This window comes from Nodosilinea sp. FACHB-141 (assembly GCF_014696135.1).
Lineage (GTDB): Bacteria > Cyanobacteriota > Cyanobacteriia > Phormidesmidales > Phormidesmidaceae > Nodosilinea.
The window spans coordinates 35611-53373 of the sequence record NZ_JACJPP010000006.1; the positions used below are offsets into that span (position 1 = coordinate 35611).

Consider the following 17763-nt stretch of genomic DNA (forward strand, 5'->3'; position numbering starts at 1 on the left):
GCAATGTTCACATTTTGAGGGATTTTGCGGTCATTCCCCAACAACCTAACGGCAATTCATATTCATCGAATCGCTGTAGAAAAGCTAGCGTTTAGGGCTATACCATAGAAATACTGGGTTGGTAATGCCAGTAGATTGGTGTTTACTAACCCTAATTGCCCTAATCCAATGGATCTCTTTGACCACAGCCGCCAGGAGCAGATTGGCCGGGATGCCCCCCTGGCGGCACGGCTGCGGCCTAGAACGCTAGACGAATTCATTGGCCAGGATGCCGTGGTGGGGCCAGGGCGACTGCTGCGACGAGCAATTCAGGCCGACCAGCTGTCGTCGCTGATTTTTTTTGGTCCGCCAGGCACGGGCAAAACCACCCTGGCTCAGATCATTGCCAACACCACCAGCGCCCATTTCATCGCGCTGAATGCGGTGCTGGCAGGGGTAAAGGATATTCGAGAGGCGATCGCCGCCGCCCAAGACCTGCGCGGCCAGTACGGCAGGCGCACGATTCTCTTCATTGATGAAGTGCATCGCTTCAACAAGGCTCAGCAGGATGCGCTGCTGCCCTGGGTGGAGAACGGCACGGTAATTTTGATTGGAGCGACGACGGAAAACCCCTACTTTGAGGTAAATAAGGCGCTGGTTAGCCGATCGCGCATTTTTCAGCTCAAGCCGCTGGAGTCAGCGGATCTATACCGGGTGGTGGAGCAGGCGCTGGCGGACAAAGAGCGGGGCTACGGCGATCGCCCCATTCAGCTCGAACCCGCTGCGTTGGATCATCTGGTAAACGTAGCCAACGGTGACGCTCGCGCCCTGCTCAACGCCCTGGAGCTGGCGGTCGAGACCACGCCCCCCGACGGGCAGGACCAGATCCAAATCACCTTGGATGTGGCGGAAGAATCGATTCAGCAGCGGGCGGTGCTCTACGACAAAGAGGGCGACGCTCACTTTGACACCATCAGCGCCTTTATCAAAAGCGTGCGCGGCTCTGACCCCGATGCGGCACTCTACTGGCTGGCCCGCATGGTCTACGCAGGCGAAGACCCCCGCTTCATCTTTCGCCGTCTGGTGATTCTGGCCAGCGAAGACATTGGCCTGGGCGACCCCCACGCCGTAACGGTGGTGACCAGCTGCGCCGCCGCCTTCGACCGGGTGGGCATGCCCGAAGGCCGCTATCCCCTCGCCCAAGCGACGTTGTACTTAGCGACAGCCCCCAAATCTAACAGCACCATGGGCTTTTTCGACGCCCTATCTGCTATCGAGCAGGAGCGCGAGCGCGAGGTGCCCAACCCCATGCGAGATGGCAATCGCGATAGCAAAGGCTTTGGCCACGGCAAAGGCTACCTGTATCCCCACGCCTACCGCGACCACTGGGTCGAGCAGCAGTATTTGCCCAGCGGCTTGCAGGGGCAGGTGTTTTACCAACCGTCGGCTCAAGGCTACGAGGCATCGATTCAGACCCAGGTAGCCCAACGGCGCGAGGCTCAGCTAGCGGCAATGGTGGATGGCGGCGGTGCGTTACCCGAAGCGCTCACCTACAGCCCCGATGACCCGGCCCGCGATCGCTGGCTGCAGCGCACCCTCAGCCAGGCGGGCGAACAGCTGGGGGAGGTGCGCGATCGCGTCTTTGCTCTGGCCCTACCCCAGCGCCACCACCGCATTCTCGACCTTAACGCGCGCACAGGACTGCTCACCTGGGAAGCTTTGCGCCGGGTACCCGAGGGCGGCGTCTACGCCCGCGTGCACACTGCCCAAGACCAGGCAGCGCTGGAGGAACAGGCGGCTCAACTGCCCGAACTGATTCGCCCCGTATTTGTGCATGCTGACTACGAAGCCCTGGCAGCTTATCTTGCCGCCCACACGCCAGGCGTTCGCTTTGAGCGCATTGTGGGCCGCAATGCCTTTGGGCAAGTGGTAAACCGAGACAGATTTATCGAGATTGTGCAGCACTTGCTAACTCCCGATGGCGTGGTGGTACTGGCCGAAACCATCCCTCGCCACAGCCAGCGCATCTCCGCCCTAGTAGATGTCACGGGCTTGAGCAAGGCCTTGGTCAAGCGCTGGCACCAGGCGGAAGATGCGATCGCCCATTCCACCACCGACCCCCGCTTCAACTGGCAGGCTGATACCCTACAAACCCTCTTTCTCAAAACGGGCTTTACCGTTCAGCTTACCGAAGACGTTTTGCACAGCAGCATCTACGTGTCTTCCGCGCTGTTGCAGCGATGGTTTGCGGTGGGCGGCACCCCGCCCAGCTATCGCGATCAGCTAGCAGAGCACCTGCCTGAAAAAGATGTAGCGACCATTCAACAGACTTGCCAGCGACAGCTCCAGGGGCAAACAGTGCAGTGGCGATCGCCCCTGGTCTACCTGGTGGCCAGGGCAACTTCTTAATGATGTTAAGCCTGAGTTAGTGCGACTACCGCTTGCTTAAGGCGATCGCCGATTTCATTTTGGGCAACGTCTAAAAGGACTGCCGCACCCTGCCCAAGAGCTAAATTGCGGGGTGCAATTGCTAAACAGCTGTGCCACTTTGACGATCAGCGGGCTGTGTTTGACGATCAGCAGGCGCAATACGTTAAACAGCTGTGCCACTTTAACGATCAGCTATGCCACTTTAACGATCATCGGGCTGTGTTTAACGATCAGCGGGCGCAACACGTTAAACCGCTGTGCCACTTTAACGATCAGCGAGTGCAACATGCTAAACAGCTCTGCCACATTGGCGATCGCAGGGCACTGATTACGACTAGGGGCGATAGGGTACCGGGTTCCTTTGCCTGTAGCCTAGTCTGGGCAGCAGCACCAGGAACCCGATACCTACGACTAAGAAATCTACTCGATCAGCACGGTTTTGGTGAGAATAGCCATCCACGTTTGGGGTTCACCTGGGTGCCCTGGCTCAATGCTATTGGACGGCACAGGGATGGGGTCGCTCCAGTCGTTGGGGTTGGCGTAGCCGTAGGCGTGAAGGATTTTGATGGTGCGGTCTATGCCTAATCGGCTGCCGTAGAGCAGGTGACGCACGCGCTCTGGGCGAGGATGGGGCTGGGCGGGCTGGGCAGGCGGAAGATACGACGCGCCAGAGGCGTCGGGTTCGAGATATTCAAACATCGGTTCTGTGTTCCTTCTATGGGTTTGAGGAAGACAGAACGCGAAAACCCTAGCTAACCGCAGCTGAGGTGCAAACTGGGAGAGCTAGGGTACGATCGACCTTAGCCCGGCAATCTGCGCAAGAGATTTGCGGGGTTAGCTGTTCGTAGGTGTTGCAAGCGCCTACGGACAGCGCCAAAGTTTTCGAGTTCTGTGTGGTCACCGCTCTGCTGAACGGCTTAATGGATGATGATAGTGGTACAACTGCTCCTCGTCAACCGTGAAGCGAATGCGCTACCTACCAGTCTTTATAAAGCTATTCAGAAATTTTTAGTTGCCCACCGGCAGTAAGGATATGCCGTACGAACTTTCCATATAACTACCCTCTCCAGGTAAATTATACGGAAACATTAGTATAACTATCCTCTACAAGGCATTTATACAGAAACTGTCGACATAATAAGTTGTTAGCCGCCATAATACCTATTTAAGAGAACTATCAGGGTACAGGATGGCCTCATTTTCAACCTATATTTTCAATTGACTCAATCATCATGGAAATAATTCAACTGCCAAATAGCGGCGCAGCTGTTACCAGTAGTGATAGAGGACTGCATGTTGTCATTCCTGTACGCAAAGAATGGAGCATGGTTATATTGTGCGTACTTTCCTTTCTTATGTTTGGAACAGCCACTCTGGCGATGTTGTTTGCAATACCGGATGTACTTAACGATCCAAGCAAACCTCTTTGGCTCTTTATACCCTTCCTAATACTTCTTATTGCAACTGACATCTTAATGATTGGATTAGTTTTATGGAATTTAACTGGAAGAAGGATTATTCACGTTAATAGCATCCGCATGATCTTACAATATAAAATGTTAGGTTTTGCTCGTGAGCAGAAGTTTGATCTAGAAAAGATCGACAATCTACAAGTTAGAAACCTTAAGGAATTTGCATTGCCTGGAAGTGACGCCGATCGCATGGATGACAAAACATTCATTGCTTCACTTGACAATTACTCTATTACCTCAATGGTTAGTGAAACCTTTTTTGACCGTTTAATGAAAATTGATTTGACGAAGCTTCACAAACTTCGGTTTAACGATCTGAGAACGTCTAAAGATCCGTTAGAACCGTATCGATTTTCTCGTGGGTTTTGTAGCGGTATTCTGTTTGATTACAACACAAAGCGTCATGAATTTGGCATGGGTATAATCAACGGCGCAGAATCGGAGCAGTTAGTCAACATTATCACGCAACGTTATCGAATCTTAGGCTCTAAAAAGGGTTGAATTAGCTCATTAGCCTGACATTGCTGATCAGCGAAAAGTTGACAATAGCTCCTTGGCCGAATCCAAGGTGTCGGCTTCGGCGGCGGGTTTGTCTTTGCGCCAGCGCAGGATGCGGGGGAAGCGCACCGAAATGCCCGACTTGTGGCGAGTCGATGCGGCAATGCCCTCAAAGCCAATCTCGAATACGTGAATCGGCTCAACCGATCGCACTGGCCCAAACCGCTCCGTCGTGTGGCGACGAATCCACCTGTCTAGTGCGTCAATCTCTGCATTGTCCAAGCCGCTGTAGGCCTTGGCAAAGGGCACCAGAGTCTCGCCCTGCCACAGCGCAAAGGTGTAGTCGGTAAACAGGTTGGCCCGCTTGCCGCTGCCCGCCTGGGCGTAGATCAGCACCGCGTCGAGACTCATAGGCTCAACCTTGTACTTCCACCAGTAACCGCGCTTGCGACCCACTAGGTAGGGGCTGTCGATCGCCTTCACCACCAGCCCCTCGGCCCCCTGCTGGCGCGAGTTTTGGCGCAGGGTTGCCAGTTCGGTAAAGGACTGAAACTCAAGGGGCACAGACTGATGCAGGTTGGGGGCGGTGTGCACAGCTAGCAGAGTGGAGAGCGACTGGGTGCGATCGCTCCAGCTTTTCTCCCGAATATCGATGCCGCCGTACTCCAGCAGGTCGTAGGCGATAAAGTGGACAGGGCTATCGTCCATCACCTTTTTGCTGACTTTCTTGCGGCCCAGGCGCTTTTGCAGGTGGTTAAACGACAGCGGCATGCCGTCTTGCCAACAGAGAATTTCCCCATCCATCACAATGCCGTTGGGGAAGGTGGCCATCATCGCCTCCACTTCCGGAAACTGGTCTGTAACCAGGTCCTCGCCCCGCGACCAGACAAATACCTGGTCGGCCCGCTTAATCACCTGGGCGCGAATGCCATCCCACTTCCATTCCGCCCGCCAGCGAGAAAAGTTTTCGCCCTGGAATTTTTCTTCGTCCAAAGAGGTGGCCAAAAAGAACGGGTAGGGCTGGCTGGGAGCATTCTGCGTGGCCTCTTCATTGGTCAAGCTGGTGTAGAACTCGACCGTGGGGCTAAAGTCACCCATCAGGCGGTGAGCCAGTACAGCTTCGGAAACGCCCGTGGCGGCGGCGAGGCCTTTGATCACCAGTTTTGCCGATGCACCAACCCGAAAGGACCCGGTGAGAATCTTGTTGAGCACAAAGATCTCGGTATTATCCAGCGCTGCCCACCAGGAGACGATCAAATCGCGCCGTTCATCGTCGGTCTCCATCGCCTTGTACATCGGAACCACCTCCTCCATCCACTGGTGCAGAGGGATGGGGGCCGAAGGAGGTTGGTTCTCAACATGGCTTGGGGTAGGGGCGCAGCATGCTGCGCCCCTGCGGACAGGTAAATCCACATCCCGCAGCAGCAGGGCGATCACCTCCGCCGAGTCGCCCACCTGGGCGTAACAGTCCTTAAACAGCCATTCGGGAATGTCGGAAATTTGCAAAAACACGTCCCGCAGCACCCGCGAGGTCACTATGCGGCGGCGAGTTTTGCCCAGCAGCAGATAGAGCGCCCAAACTTTGTCGGCGGATTCAGCCTCTTGAAAGTAAGCTTGCAGCGATCGCACCTTTTCGTTCGTCGAGGTGGTCGCATCTATATCCTGAAAAAGCTGAGTAAATCGCTGCATAGCTAGGCAGATGGGCAGGCGTCGCTTTGCTCATCCTACTGTTCTTGCTCAATCTCTGCCCTCACGCTGGCGACATGGACTAAGGCATCACCCTGGTTGACCAGCGGGTTTTGGCCGTGGCCGATGACAATGCCATCCATGGGGCTGCGCACCTGCACCGGCTTGTCGCCAAAGGTGTCGCTGATAAAGCCCATGGGCTGACGCTGCTTGACTTCATCGCCTAGGGAAACCGATCGGTGCCAGATACCGCCGCGCGAGGCGCGGACCCAGCGGGTATCGTGCACCTCTAAAGTACATGGCTGAGCCATAGCCGGCGGCGTATACATGCCCAGGTAGGCCAGCACTCGATAAATGCCATCGACCCCGGTTTGTATGGCGGCTTCGTCAAACCGCAGCGCCTCACCCGCTTCGTAGAGCAGGGTGGGAATTTTGCGCTTTGCCGCTGCCTGGCGCAGCGAGCCATCGCGGTGGGAAGCGTGGATGATCACCGGTGCCCCAAAGGCTCTAGCAAAGTCGTAGGTAGCTGGATTGTTGAGGTCGGCCCGCACCTGGGGCAAGTTAACGCGGTGAATGGCTGCCGTGTGCAGGTCAATGCCGTGGGTGCACTGGCTAACCACCTCTTTCATAAACAAATTCGCCAGCCGGCTGGCCATAGAGCCTCGCGCCGAGCCGGGGAAGGCACGGTTGAGATCGCGGCGATCGGGCAGGTAGCGCGATTGCTCTAGCAGACCAAAGATATTCACCACCGGCACCGCAATCACCGAGCCGGCAAGGCGGTTGGGCCTGAGCGATTTAGCGACCCGGCGAATGATATCGACCCCGTTGAGCTCATCGCCGTGGATAGCGGCGCTGAGCCACAGGCGCGGCCCCGGCTTTTTGCCGCTGATCACTGTCACCGGCAGCGACATCATAGTGCCGGTGGTCAGGCGGGCCACCGGCAAGTCGAGTCGCACCCGCTTGCCCAGGGGAATCGTTTCACCCCCAATGGTGAGCGGGGCCAGGGGAACGGCCGTCGGAATCGCTAGCGGCGGGCCAACGGCTCGAACGCATTCGAGGGAGTCTGGTGAAGGTTTGCCCAAGGCAACCGGCAGGGTAATTTGCCGTCACTATAGCCGATTAACCGCGGGGCATGGCCGTTTTCTTGGGGGCCGTTTTGTTGGGAAAGAACTCTGTAGGGCCGGTTCAGGAAGCAAAAAGCAGTTGACAAATCGTGACAATTCCTACTAACCTGAAGTCATTACGATTACGCTTAAGCGAATAGGAGGTATGCAGTGGTGAAGTTTGTCGGTATCGCTGGAAGTCTGCGGCCCAATTCATACAGTCAGTTAGCGCTGGGGCTGGTATGCGATCGCCTCAGCGCCCTAGGAGCCGAGGTTGAGCAACTCGACCTACGCGAGATGAACCTACCCCTTTGCCACGGCGGCAAAGATTACCCCGACCACCCTGACGTCGAGCGTCTGCGCCAGGCGTTTCTCGAAGCTGACGGCTTTGTGCTGGTCACCCCCGAGTACCACGGCAGCGTCAGCGGCGTGCTCAAGAACGCACTAGACCTGATGAGCTTTGACCAGCTCGACGGCAAAGTAGCCGGGGCGGTCAGCATTCTTGGCGGTCAGTCAAACAACAATGCCCTCAACGATCTGCGCACGATTTTGCGCTGGGTACACACCTGGGTAGTGCCCGAACAGGTAGCGATCGGTCAAGCCTGGCAAGCCTTTGACGATCAGGGCAAGATTGTCCATGAAAAGCTCTCTCAGCGGCTGGACGGCCTGGCTCAGAGCCTGTACGACAATACCCGCAAGCTGCGCGAAATAGATTAAGCCTAGGCTGCTGGCTGCCATGCCTGCCCTCGTTTTCAGGGGCTTTTTAAGGCAATCCCTACAGAGGAAATCTGCGGGACCTCTCACCCAAATTTCCTCTGTCTATCCCTATGCTCATCATTACGGGATTTTCACTGTCCCAAGGTTAATCAGAGGGCGATCGCGTTAGGCTGAAAGAGTGCTGTTTCCTGGGTTTCCATGCCTACGTCAGAGTCGCCTGCCCCCCTCGCTTCCGTCCCCAGTCCTGATGGTTTTGACGCCCACCATCCCCCCGACCCCAAGCTGATCGACGCCTGTGTGCACTGTGGATTTTGCCTCACCACCTGCCCCAGCTATCGCGTGCTTGGCACCGAAATGGACTCACCCCGGGGCCGCATTTATTTAATGGACGCCATCAACACCGGCGAAGCGCCTCTGTCGGCTACCTCGGCAAAACATTTTGACTCTTGCCTGGGCTGCCTAGCCTGCACCACAGCCTGTCCTTCTGGAGTGCAGTACGACCAGCTGATTGCAGCGGTGCGACCCCAGGTACAGCGCAACCATGAGCGACCCCTACCGGAACGGTTGGTGCGATCGCTGATCTTCAGCTTGTTCCCCTACCCCACCCGGCTGCGGGCGATGGCTGGGCCGCTGTACCTGTATCAAAAGCTAGGAATTTCTAAGCTGGTGCAGAAAACCGGGCTGCTGGCCAAACTTTCCCCCAGCCTAGCGGCCATGGAATCGCTGCTGCCGCCGATCACCGCCGAGAGCTTTCAGGACGATCTACCCGAGCTAATCCCCGCCGTGGGCATTCAGCGCTACCGAGTGGGCATGGTGCTGGGCTGTGTGCAGCGCGTGTTTTTCTCCGATGTGAATGCGGCGACGGCGCGGGTGCTTAGCGCCAACGGTTGCGAGGTGGTGATTCCCCACGAGCAGGGGTGCTGCTCGGCGCTGCCCGCCCACCAAGGGCAAGAGGCCCAAGCCCAAACCTTAGCCCGCCGCATGATCGACTGCTTCGAGGCCGCCGAGGTCGATTACGTGGTGATCAACGCCGCAGGCTGTGGCCACACCCTGAAGGAATACCACCACATCTTGCAGGATGACCCGGAGTATCGCGATCGCGCCAAAGCCTTTGTGGCTAAAGTCCGCGACGTGCAGGAATTCCTCGCCCAAGTAGGGCTGACAACGCCACTACATCCCATCACCCCGGACGCTCTACCCATCGTCTATCAAGATGCCTGCCACCTGCTCCACGGCCAAAAAATCAGCTTTCAGCCCCGACAGCTGCTCAAACAAATTCCCGGCGTTACCCTGCGAGAACCCCTTGATGCGGCCCTCTGCTGCGGCAGCGCCGGAGTCTACAACATGCTGCATCCCGACGTGGCCGCAGAGCTAGGCCAGATGAAGGTGAAAAACCTGCTGAACACCGGCGCGACATTGGTAGCCTCGTCCAACCCCGGCTGCTCACTGCAAATTCAGCAGCACATGGTTGGGCAAGCACGAGAGGTCCCGCTCTTTCACCCCATGGAGCTGCTCGATTTCTCCATTCGCAATCTGCCGCTGCCGTTGGAGAAACCTGTCTGACCAGGCCGGGTATCCTAAGCTCAGCCTATGTTAGGCCACATTCCCTTCATTTCCCTGCTGCAATGACTCCCCTTCAGACTCGCCGCCATCAGCTTAAAACTCAGCTACTCCAAAGCATTGGTGCCTTAGAAATCGAGGATGCTATCTTGCCCGTAGAGCATCCCGCCATTGACCAGATCATCTGCGAACTGGAAGCTCTTAACCCTATCGACCAGCCCCTACGGCCAGAGCATTGGCCCATGCTGCTGGGCTCCTGGGCCCTGGTCTATGCCTCGCGGGGCACCGTGGTCACGCGCCGCCTGGGTCGGCAGTTTCCGCTGCCGGTGGGCATTCAGCGCGTGTGGCAGCGGCTGACCGACTCCGAAGACAACGGGGCTGGCATCGCCACCGAAAACGGCGCTGTGCTATCTCTACCCTTCTTTGGCGAACTCACTGCCACGGCCCAGGGCATTTGGAAGCCCTACGAAGAAGGTGAAAGCGCCCGCGTTAGCTTTGGGGCCTTTACGGTGCAAGCCACCCGCCTACTAGGGATTGCTGGACTGCACCTGCCCCAGATTACCGTGCCGGTGCTCGAGTTTCTCCGCCAAGAGGCGCTGTGGATCACATCCTATCTGGACGAAGATCTGCGATTTGGGCGCGGTGCCACGGGCAACTTGTTTGTGTTTCGGCGGTAGTTAGCGCTCGCTGTGATCCGCCCAGCTGCCGTTATGCTGCGATCGCCCTCATCGCCCTCTATATTTCCCCATCGTCGTCATTGCGGACGGGCCTTCTGAGCAGTTTGCTGCATCGAGCCGTAGCTGTTTTCTGCAATCAGTTTCGTATTAATTGCAGGCTTGAGCCCAGAGTAGGTGACCCTGGAAAACTACAGTCGCCGCAGCAGGTTTGGTCCGTGGGTGTCGGTGCCGCAGGTGGTCAGCAGGCCATGGTTTTGGGCCAGTTGCTCAATAGTAGGGGTATGGCGAGGGCAGGGAGCCCAGTGTTCGGGGTTGGCGTAGGCATAGTAGGTTTCAACCCCATCAATGCCGAGGGCCGCCGCGATGGGCACCAGGGTTTTAGCCGAGGTGCGGTAGCGGGCAGGGTGGGCCAGCACCGCCAGCCCCCCCGCCGCCTGAATTGCTGCAATGACGGCAACCGCAAGTTTGGCCTCGCCTCGGGGGGCGTAACCTCGCAGGTAGGGCTCGATCGCATCGTGGCTAGGCGCAAAGCCGTAGCCCAAGATGTGCACCTCGGTTTCAACTAAAATAGCGGTGATTTCTACGCCGGTGAACAGCCGTGGCACAGCCCCACCCTTGCCTCGCTGACGGCTGCGGAGAGAAGTAGGGTGGCGCCATTGCCAATCTTCCAACCAGGCTTTGGCCTGCTGGTAGCCCTTGACGGTGTGGTGGTCAGTGATAGCAAAGGCGCTGAGGCCAATATCGACCACCTGCTCCATGAGACCAGCAGGGGTGAGCTTGCCGTCGGAGCAAGCGGTGTGCATGTGAAAGTTGTAGGTATAGGGGCAGCTGGTTGCATCTACAGCGCCGAAAATTTTTCTCAGCGTTTCCGCATCCCCGTTGCGGGGGCGCTGGCTAAAGGTGCTGAGACTGGGAGTGGCAACCATGAATCGTGGGGAGGAGTGCTGCGTTTTACCAAAGGTTCTTTATTAAATATATAACTTTGCCCCGTTGACGGAGGAATTTTTTGTGCTTAAGGACTGTTATTCGGATAGATTTTTGGCTTAGATCCGCTCTGCCAGAGGGGTGGCGACGTCGAAGCTATTGCCTTGAATTCTTATTTAGCCTAACGAAAATAGCGGCTTTAAAGTGTTCGTCGCTGACCGATCGCGGAAATCCTGTGGGAAAATTTTGACTACTGCTCTGGTTTTCAATTATTCCCCCATGGCCAGCGATTCGCAACGCGAGCGGAAACCTGGATGGAACGAGCCTCCGTCCCAGCTAGGTTTCAACGATGCATCCTTTGATCAACAGGTTCACCAGGCTACCTATTGGCAACAGGCCCCGGCTAGCGGCGCTGACCCCACGGTGCGGGCTACGCAGTATTTAGGCCTGCTGCGCAATCTGTCGGTCGAACCCAGCTGGATTGCCCTAGCCCACGTAGCTGACCCCCCTGGGGAAGCCCTCATTTGGATTGGTCAGCACATTCACCGGGTAAACCAGCAGCTCAACGCCATTTTGCGTGACCTGCTGGGGTGTTTTGAGACAGCTTTGTCTCAAAACATGCAAATCTTTGCGGCTCCAATTGCACCCCAGGCAGGAGTAGATGGATTTTGCTGTGATGGGTCGAAACCAGCTCTGGGGGAGAATCGCTCCGCCCCCATTACGCTGATGGTTGACGCAGGCCGCATTGTGCTCGCCGACTGGCCAGGGCTGGTGGCCCATGAGCTGGCCCACGGCATCGCCAGGATTCCAGGGCATGGGGCCGAGTTTAGCCGCGCGATCGCTCACCTGTGCCTGGCCCAAGATTTGCCGATGCCGTCACCCCAGCTTGATGCCGAGGCGCTGCGCTACTGGCCCCCCTGCCGCCATAACCCTCAGCCCGAGCTGTTTTGGTTAGGGCGATCGGCTTTTTAGAGCCACCCCCTTAGCTGCTTCGGTTACCCCCCAGGTATGCCATTGAATGGGAGAATAACCAAGACCCGCCTTACAGGATTGTTGCCGACTATGAAACGCTTGACAGCCATGCTGGCCCTCGCCCTCATGTTCTGGAGCCTGAGCTTTGCCCCCGCCGAAGCCGCCATTCCCGACGACGTGCAAAAGCTGCTCGAAACCAAAAAGTGCCAGGTGTGCATTCTCAATGAGGCCGAGCTCAGCAACACCGATCTAGCCGGGGCCAATCTCAAGATTGCAGTGCTCACTGGGGCCAATTTGGCCGGAGCTGACCTGGGCAACGCCAACCTCATGCTCAGCGATATGGAAGGCGCTAACCTCAGCGGTGCCAACCTGGTCGGGGCTCAAATGAACGGTGCCAATCTGCCTAACGCCAATTTATCCGGTGCCGACCTCTCTAACGTGGAGATGACCCAGGCCAACCTAACCGACGCCGATCTCACCGATGCCAATCTGAGTGGTGCGGTCATGCTCAGCGTCACCCTCGGTACCGCCAACATGACGGGGGCCAACCTCAAGGGCGCTAACCTGCGCGGCGTCAACCGCAGCATGGTGCAGTTTTGCAATACCACCATGCCCGACGGTGCGATCGAGAACCGCGACTGTTAAATGGCGCTTTTAAAAAGTGGTATTGCAGTGGAGATAGTGAGGACATTCTCTGAGGGCATCATCGACCCTTGGCCATCAGGGTGACCCATCGAATGCGGTGACCCAACTTAGGGCTTAGAATCGCTCGTGTCATGACAGTAGCAGCAGGGATAGTCCCCATCTCGTCAATCCCTACCTCATCTAGGTAGACGACCTGCTCACAGCAATGCCGTGGGTCAGAGCACAAGCAAAGGCCCCTCTCCTGACGGCAGAGGGGCCTTTGCTTATTGACACTGGTAAATCCTATTAGGAGGCGATCGCTTCTTTGACCAGATTTTCCTCCCACCTGCGCGGGGGGCTGGCGCGGCGAATATTGCGCCAGATCTGGGTGGCGGCCAGGGTGCCATCGGCTATAGCGACCGAGACCTGGTTCAAGCCCTGCTTGAGGTCGCCGATGGCAAAAATGCGGTCGTGGGTCGTCTGACACATGGTGTTGGTCACCAGGTTTTCACCATCCCACTCTAGGGTTGGGATGCCCTTGAGGTATTGGTTGTGGTAGATCGAGCCCATGTTAATCAGACCGGTGGTGGCCTCGACCACGGTGCCGTCTGTCAGCTCTACACCGCTCATTTTGTGGTGCTCACCAAGAAACTTAGCGATGGGTGCCTCATAGAGGGGGTAACCGTAGTCGGCTAGCTTAGCCCGCATTTCATCGCCAACGGTGCAGAGACCGTGGGTAAGCACCGAGATATATGGCGTAAACCAATCCAGCACAAAGGCTGCGTTGATCTGCGACTCTTTGCCGGCAATCAGCACCGCTTTTTGATCCCACATATCGAAGCCGTCGCAGATCATGCAGACGTGCAGGGTATAGCCTGCGTAGTCGTAGACGTTCTGCATATCGTCGAGCTGGGGCAGCACGTCGATCACGCCCGAAGCCGCGATTAGGTACTTGGCGCGAAATACGGGGTAAACACTGTCGACTTTACCCACCTTGACCTGCACCGCTAGATGGTCGCCCTCATCGACCACGTCTTCGACGTAGCCGCGGAGGTAGTCTGCCCCCCAATCGACTGACTGCTGAACACCGTGGTTGAGCATTTCGCGCCCGGGGGTGTCGGGGCTGACTCCGACCACATTGCGCACTTCCTGCATCCACAGCGATCGCCCCTTACCCTTTTCCACCACTAAGCACTTGAGGCCATAGCGGGCCAGATAAATAGCTGCTGACAACCCTCCCATACCACCGCCGACAACGATGGCGTCATAAACCTGATCGGTGCGTTCGTGTAGATTTTTGCGGGAGAGTTTCATAGCGGCAACTGAGCGAAAGGACTGCAATCGAGCCTGGGCAGCGATGGATAAAGCCACCCTTCTAAGCTAAAAGGTTCTGCAAGCATCAAGATGAAAATTGACAGAGTCTTTACTGAGTAAGGCCTGAACCTTGCCAGAACTCAGCTAGGACAGTAGCTGGGAAGTTCCGTAAGGACCCCTGCATACCTGCTCTCTGCAATCAAGGCAGAGGTGAGGGCTATTGGTTTGGATACTCAAGACTCGTGACCGATAGGGAATAATTCTGCCCTCAGGTCGGCTAGGAACCCCAATCTAAAAAGGCAAAGGGGATTGCACAATCCCCTTTGCCTAACGCTCACTGAGGTGAGACAGGGGCGTTAGCCCACGAAGGCCAAACGAGGCTCAGACACCCCAGTTGCTTCGGTGCCTTTTATGTAGGCCATCATGGTGTCAGCGTCAGACACTTCGAAGGGGTCGATGGGGCAGTTGTCGCCAAAGTCAGACTCAACGAAGATCTTTTCGATAGCGCCGTCGTTGACGAGCATGGAGTAGCGCCAGGAGCGCATGCCAAAGCCCAGGTTGGATTTGTCAACCAGCATGCCCATCTTGCGAGTAAACTCGGCATTGCCGTCGGGCAGCAGGAAGACGTTTTTAGCGCCAACCTTTTGGCCCCACTGGAACATGACGAAGGCGTCGTTTACTGAGACGCAGATGATGGAATCAACGCCATGGGCCTTGAACTCTTCATACAGCTCTTCGTAGCGGGGCAGGTGGTTGGAGGAGCAGGTGGGGGTGAAAGCGCCGGGCAGGGAGAACACCACTACCTTCTTACCAGCAAAGAGATCGCTGGTAGTGGTGTCTTGCCAGCGGTAGGGGTTGGACCCGCCCACAGACTCATCCCGCACGCGGGTCTTAAAGACGACGTCAGGTACGCGCCCAGTAGCAAGCATTGCAACCATAATTACCTCTTTCGTAGTTCTACAACAGTTAACTGCGTTTCCAGCCTTCGCTGCTTAACCCAGAATAATTCCGAGTTAAGAAATCTTCAATAAGTATATTAGCTTAAAAATCATTTTCTTTACGAAATCAGACTAATTCTTAGATCGGAATGTTAACCTGTTAAACGTAGGCCACTGTAGTATGTCCAGCCTGAGCTGGTATTTGGCAGAGTCGTAGCGCTGAAGTTCCGGAGCCAGGGAAAATGTTGTCCCAAGCCGATCAAATCGTCACTATGTTGAAGTCTCGGGGGCTGCGCGTCACTCCCCAGCGCTTTGCTGTGTATGCCAACCTGCTGGGTCGCTGCGATCACCCAACCGCCGACGATATTCTTCACGACCTCAACCAAAACGCCCCAACGTCGTCTCAGGCGACGGTCTACAGTTCGCTGCAAGCGTTGCGTGGTGCCAACCTCGTCCGCGAAGTGCTGCTTGAAGAGGGGGTATGCCGCTACGACGCCAATATTGGGCCTCACCACCACTTTCGCTGTCAAAGCTGTGGTGCGATCGCCGACATTCCTTGGGAAACCCTAGGCAACGTCAACCTGAAAACCCTTAGCCCCCGTTGGCAAGTCGAGGGCTATGAGGTGACGGTGCGGGGTGTGTGCGATCGCTGTCAGCCTGAAGCATCCTAATGCCTGAAACACCGCCTATTACTAGCGCTTGGCAGCTGAAACCTTGGTGGTGTCAGCCCTGGTCAATTTTGCTGACAGGGGCTGCGATCGTGGGCGGCAGTTGGCTGCTACTCCACCGACTCTGGCTCACCGGCTTGGTGGCGCTACCCATTGGGGCATGGATGGGCTTTTTCTTACTAGTCTGGCCCCGCTTAATGCGAGAGGCGGGTTATTTAGACGCTCCGCATACCGATTAGCAGTCTCACTGACGTCTGGACATAACTAATCTGTAGCTTCATCTAGTAGGGGTTGCTGGATAGCTGACACAGCTCTTTAAGTCGAGCGAGGGCGATCGATGAGTTCGCTCAGCAATTCATCCACTGTTGCTAGCCCTGGCCCTATCGGGCTATCAGCCCATTGCAGTAAAGACGCTACTCGGTTTGATTGGGGAGCTGAGTCCGGGGGCACGTTGCCTGGAGGCGGATTGAGGGTGAACACCAGCTGGCTAAACTGTGGCCCCGGTAGACCGGAGAGTGCGGTGAATAACTGCATGCGCTTCGCGGAGCGTTCCCGTTCGGAATCGCGGGACGACACTGGGCGCTCAGGTTGGAGCGTGTCGGCTTGAGAATATGAACTTGAGGCAGACTTGATTCGTTGCAGGGTTGCCCAACCGTCATCCTGACTATTTGAAGCCGGCGCTAGAGACTCGACCGCCCGCCGAATACCTTTCACCACGTCAACAAAGGCGGCATCGTGGTTAGGCCAGTCCACCACAGGCTTGCCATCCTTCGGTAGCACTTGCAATGTGTCAAAGGGTGCCCCTTTCCAGTCAGTGGGAGTGAGAATGATAGGAATTACTCTGGCATCGCCGTTACGGTGACGCTGCATGGCACGCTCCATTTCTTTGCCGTAGCAAAAATCAGAGTTCATAAATCGGGGACTGACCAGCACAAGATGACATCCGCAGCATCCAGAGCCTCGCGAATCTGCTCATTCCACTCAGTACCTGCTTCAATCTGCCGGTCTTGCCAAGGGCAAACTTTGCCCTGTCGCTTTAACAGCGCCAAGTGATCTTCAAGTTCTTGTTTGAGTGCTTCATCTCGATGGGAGTAGGAGATGAACACACTCAGCGGCTGAGAAGGCATATGCAGGAAAGACGAAGCATTTGCCCACCACTATAGCTTGGTTGCCATTTCGAACAGCTTTTAGAAGGGCAGCTTTTTCTTGCTGGCTTTTTCGCTGTCGTAGTCGAGTTCCTTCAGCTTCTTCATAATGCGACTGAAGTACTCTTGCATATAGTCTTCAAGGGTGGTGATTTCCTCCTTGGGAATACCAAACACCTGGTAGACCTCATCCATGGGGGCATCGAGGGGCTGACTGCCGGCGACCACTTCTACAAAGGCGAGGCGATCGGCAAAATTCCAGCCCCACTGAAAGAACTGCGCCACTTTGCGAATGGCTCGCAGCAGCTCAAGGGAAATGCGCGAGACTCTGGCCTCTTGGCCACATTTGCGCTCGCACAGGCGCATGATTTCGTAGGCTCCCCAAGCGCGGGTACCCGCTAAGGGGAAGCTGCGGTTCTCCGTTTCAGGCACAGACAGCACCCTAACCGCAAACCGGGCAATATCCTGGGTATCCATATAGGCGATAGGAGCGGCTTCACCCATGACCCAGATCGGCTGCTTTTCGAGAACGGGGATGGCGTACTGACCAATCAGCCCTTGGAGAAAGCCGCAGGGCTGCAAGATGGTGTAGCTGAGCCCTGACTCGGCCAAAAATTTCTCGGTGCAGCGCTTGACGTTCATCAGCGGCACGTGGGGAAACTTTTCAGAGTTCAGAATGGAGAAAAAGATGAATCGCTTGACGCCAGCGTCGCGGGTAGCTTTGATCAGGTTGACCTTGCCCTGCCAGTCTACCTGCAGCACCGACTCGGAAGGTCGGGCTGTAGAAGCATCAATTACCGCATCAACCCCTTCAAGGGCCGCAGGCAGGGTCTCAGGCCTGGAGAGGTTACCCCGCACCAGTTCTACCCCCCACTCTCGCAAAAAAGCGGCTCGCTGGGCGCTCCTCACCAGGCAGCGGACTTCGTGCCCCTCATCCAGGGCACGGCGAGCAATTTGCCTGCCAAGGGTGCCAGTAGCGCCAACGACCAATACTTTCATGAGGGAATTGATACAAAAGTTTAACTTCCTCTAAGAATATCAGATGGCTCCACTGGT

18 protein-coding genes are annotated in these 17763 nt (G+C 56.4%); 9 read left to right on the plus strand and 9 right to left on the minus strand.

The features are described 5' to 3' along the window. Positions 1-168 precede the first annotated feature (168 nt). A complete protein-coding gene (locus H6F59_RS02835; protein ID WP_190694981.1) occupies positions 169-2388 on the plus strand; it encodes an AAA family ATPase in 2220 nt (739 codons plus the stop codon). A 441-nt stretch (positions 2389-2829) separates the two neighbouring features. Here the strand turns inward: H6F59_RS02835 and H6F59_RS02840 are convergent, their stop codons facing one another. Further along, positions 2830-3108 carry a hypothetical protein gene (locus H6F59_RS02840; protein WP_242019740.1) on the minus strand — a complete coding sequence of 93 codons (279 nt, stop codon included), beginning with the start codon at positions 3106-3108 and terminating at the stop codon, positions 2830-2832. A 533-nt stretch (positions 3109-3641) separates the two neighbouring features. Between H6F59_RS02840 and H6F59_RS02845 the strand changes: the two genes are divergently transcribed. Next, positions 3642-4382, plus strand: a complete 741-nt coding sequence (locus tag H6F59_RS02845; protein ID WP_190694983.1) for a hypothetical protein — start codon at positions 3642-3644, stop codon at positions 4380-4382. A gap of 27 nt (positions 4383-4409) precedes the next feature. Here the strand turns inward: H6F59_RS02845 and H6F59_RS02850 are convergent, their stop codons facing one another. Further along, positions 4410-6068 (minus strand): ATP-dependent DNA ligase, encoded by a 1659-nt coding sequence (locus tag H6F59_RS02850; RefSeq protein WP_190694985.1) that lies wholly within the window; start codon positions 6066-6068, stop codon positions 4410-4412. Positions 6069-6103: 35 nt separating this feature from the next. Next, positions 6104-7054, minus strand: a complete 951-nt coding sequence (locus tag H6F59_RS02855; RefSeq protein WP_190516273.1) for a succinylglutamate desuccinylase/aspartoacylase family protein — start codon at positions 7052-7054, stop codon at positions 6104-6106. A gap of 285 nt (positions 7055-7339) precedes the next feature. Between H6F59_RS02855 and H6F59_RS02860 the strand changes: the two genes are divergently transcribed. The 3 genes from H6F59_RS02860 to H6F59_RS02870 all read left to right on the plus strand — a co-directional run bounded on the left by H6F59_RS02860 (position 7340) and on the right by H6F59_RS02870 (position 10122). Further along, positions 7340-7885 carry an NAD(P)H-dependent oxidoreductase gene (locus tag H6F59_RS02860; RefSeq protein WP_190694986.1) on the plus strand — a complete coding sequence of 182 codons (546 nt, stop codon included), beginning with the start codon at positions 7340-7342 and terminating at the stop codon, positions 7883-7885. A 198-nt stretch (positions 7886-8083) separates the two neighbouring features. After that, the gene (locus H6F59_RS02865; RefSeq protein ID WP_190694988.1) at positions 8084-9448 is read left to right on the plus strand and encodes a (Fe-S)-binding protein; all 1365 of its coding nucleotides are present in this window, start codon (positions 8084-8086) and stop codon (positions 9446-9448) included. A gap of 62 nt (positions 9449-9510) precedes the next feature. Beyond that, positions 9511-10122: a PAP/fibrillin family protein gene (locus H6F59_RS02870; RefSeq protein ID WP_190515852.1), complete on the plus strand. Its 612-nt coding sequence runs from the start codon at positions 9511-9513 to the stop codon at positions 10120-10122. Positions 10123-10310: 188 nt separating this feature from the next. Here the strand turns inward: H6F59_RS02870 and H6F59_RS02875 are convergent, their stop codons facing one another. Further along, a complete protein-coding gene (locus H6F59_RS02875; RefSeq protein ID WP_190694990.1) occupies positions 10311-11048 on the minus strand; it encodes a PHP domain-containing protein in 738 nt (245 codons plus the stop codon). A gap of 277 nt (positions 11049-11325) precedes the next feature. On the opposite strand from H6F59_RS02875, the gene H6F59_RS02880 reads away from it, so the two are divergent. Both H6F59_RS02880 and H6F59_RS02885 read left to right on the plus strand, forming a co-directional pair. Beyond that, a complete protein-coding gene (locus tag H6F59_RS02880; protein WP_190694992.1) occupies positions 11326-12018 on the plus strand; it encodes a hypothetical protein in 693 nt (230 codons plus the stop codon). A gap of 90 nt (positions 12019-12108) precedes the next feature. Next, positions 12109-12663: a pentapeptide repeat-containing protein gene (locus H6F59_RS02885; protein ID WP_190515842.1), complete on the plus strand. Its 555-nt coding sequence runs from the start codon at positions 12109-12111 to the stop codon at positions 12661-12663. Positions 12664-12948: 285 nt separating this feature from the next. Here H6F59_RS02885 and H6F59_RS02890 read toward each other — a convergent pair whose 3' ends face one another. Then, complete coding sequence (locus H6F59_RS02890) at positions 12949-13956, minus strand: NAD(P)/FAD-dependent oxidoreductase (protein WP_190695205.1); 1008 nt, start codon at positions 13954-13956, stop codon at positions 12949-12951. Between the two features lie 356 nt (positions 13957-14312). Continuing rightward, positions 14313-14885 (minus strand): peroxiredoxin, encoded by a 573-nt coding sequence (locus tag H6F59_RS02895; protein WP_190516267.1) that lies wholly within the window; start codon positions 14883-14885, stop codon positions 14313-14315. A 251-nt stretch (positions 14886-15136) separates the two neighbouring features. Here H6F59_RS02895 and H6F59_RS02900 point away from each other — a divergent pair, with 251 nt between their 5' ends. Both H6F59_RS02900 and H6F59_RS02905 read left to right on the plus strand, forming a co-directional pair. Then, positions 15137-15565, plus strand: coding sequence for a Fur family transcriptional regulator (locus H6F59_RS02900; RefSeq protein WP_190694994.1), 429 nt, complete (start codon positions 15137-15139; stop codon positions 15563-15565). Further along, positions 15565-15801, plus strand: a complete 237-nt coding sequence (locus tag H6F59_RS02905; protein ID WP_190694996.1) for a DUF6737 family protein — start codon at positions 15565-15567, stop codon at positions 15799-15801. Before H6F59_RS02900 ends, H6F59_RS02905 begins: the two co-directional genes overlap by 1 nt. A gap of 76 nt (positions 15802-15877) precedes the next feature. Here H6F59_RS02905 and H6F59_RS02910 read toward each other — a convergent pair whose 3' ends face one another. Genes H6F59_RS02910 through H6F59_RS02915 form a run of 3 tightly spaced genes read right to left on the minus strand, consistent with a single transcriptional unit; the run spans position 15878 to position 17706 of the window. After that, a complete protein-coding gene (locus H6F59_RS02910) occupies positions 15878-16474 on the minus strand; it encodes a hypothetical protein (protein ID WP_242021234.1) in 597 nt (198 codons plus the stop codon). Further along, entirely contained in the window at positions 16471-16689 is a 219-nt protein-coding gene (locus tag H6F59_RS26210; RefSeq protein WP_242021235.1) for a toll/interleukin-1 receptor domain-containing protein, read from the minus strand. The genes H6F59_RS02910 and H6F59_RS26210 overlap by 4 nt, the downstream gene beginning before the upstream one ends. Positions 16690-16749: 60 nt before the next feature. Continuing rightward, positions 16750-17706 carry an SDR family oxidoreductase gene (locus H6F59_RS02915; protein ID WP_190694999.1) on the minus strand — a complete coding sequence of 319 codons (957 nt, stop codon included), beginning with the start codon at positions 17704-17706 and terminating at the stop codon, positions 16750-16752. Positions 17707-17763 lie beyond the last annotated feature (57 nt).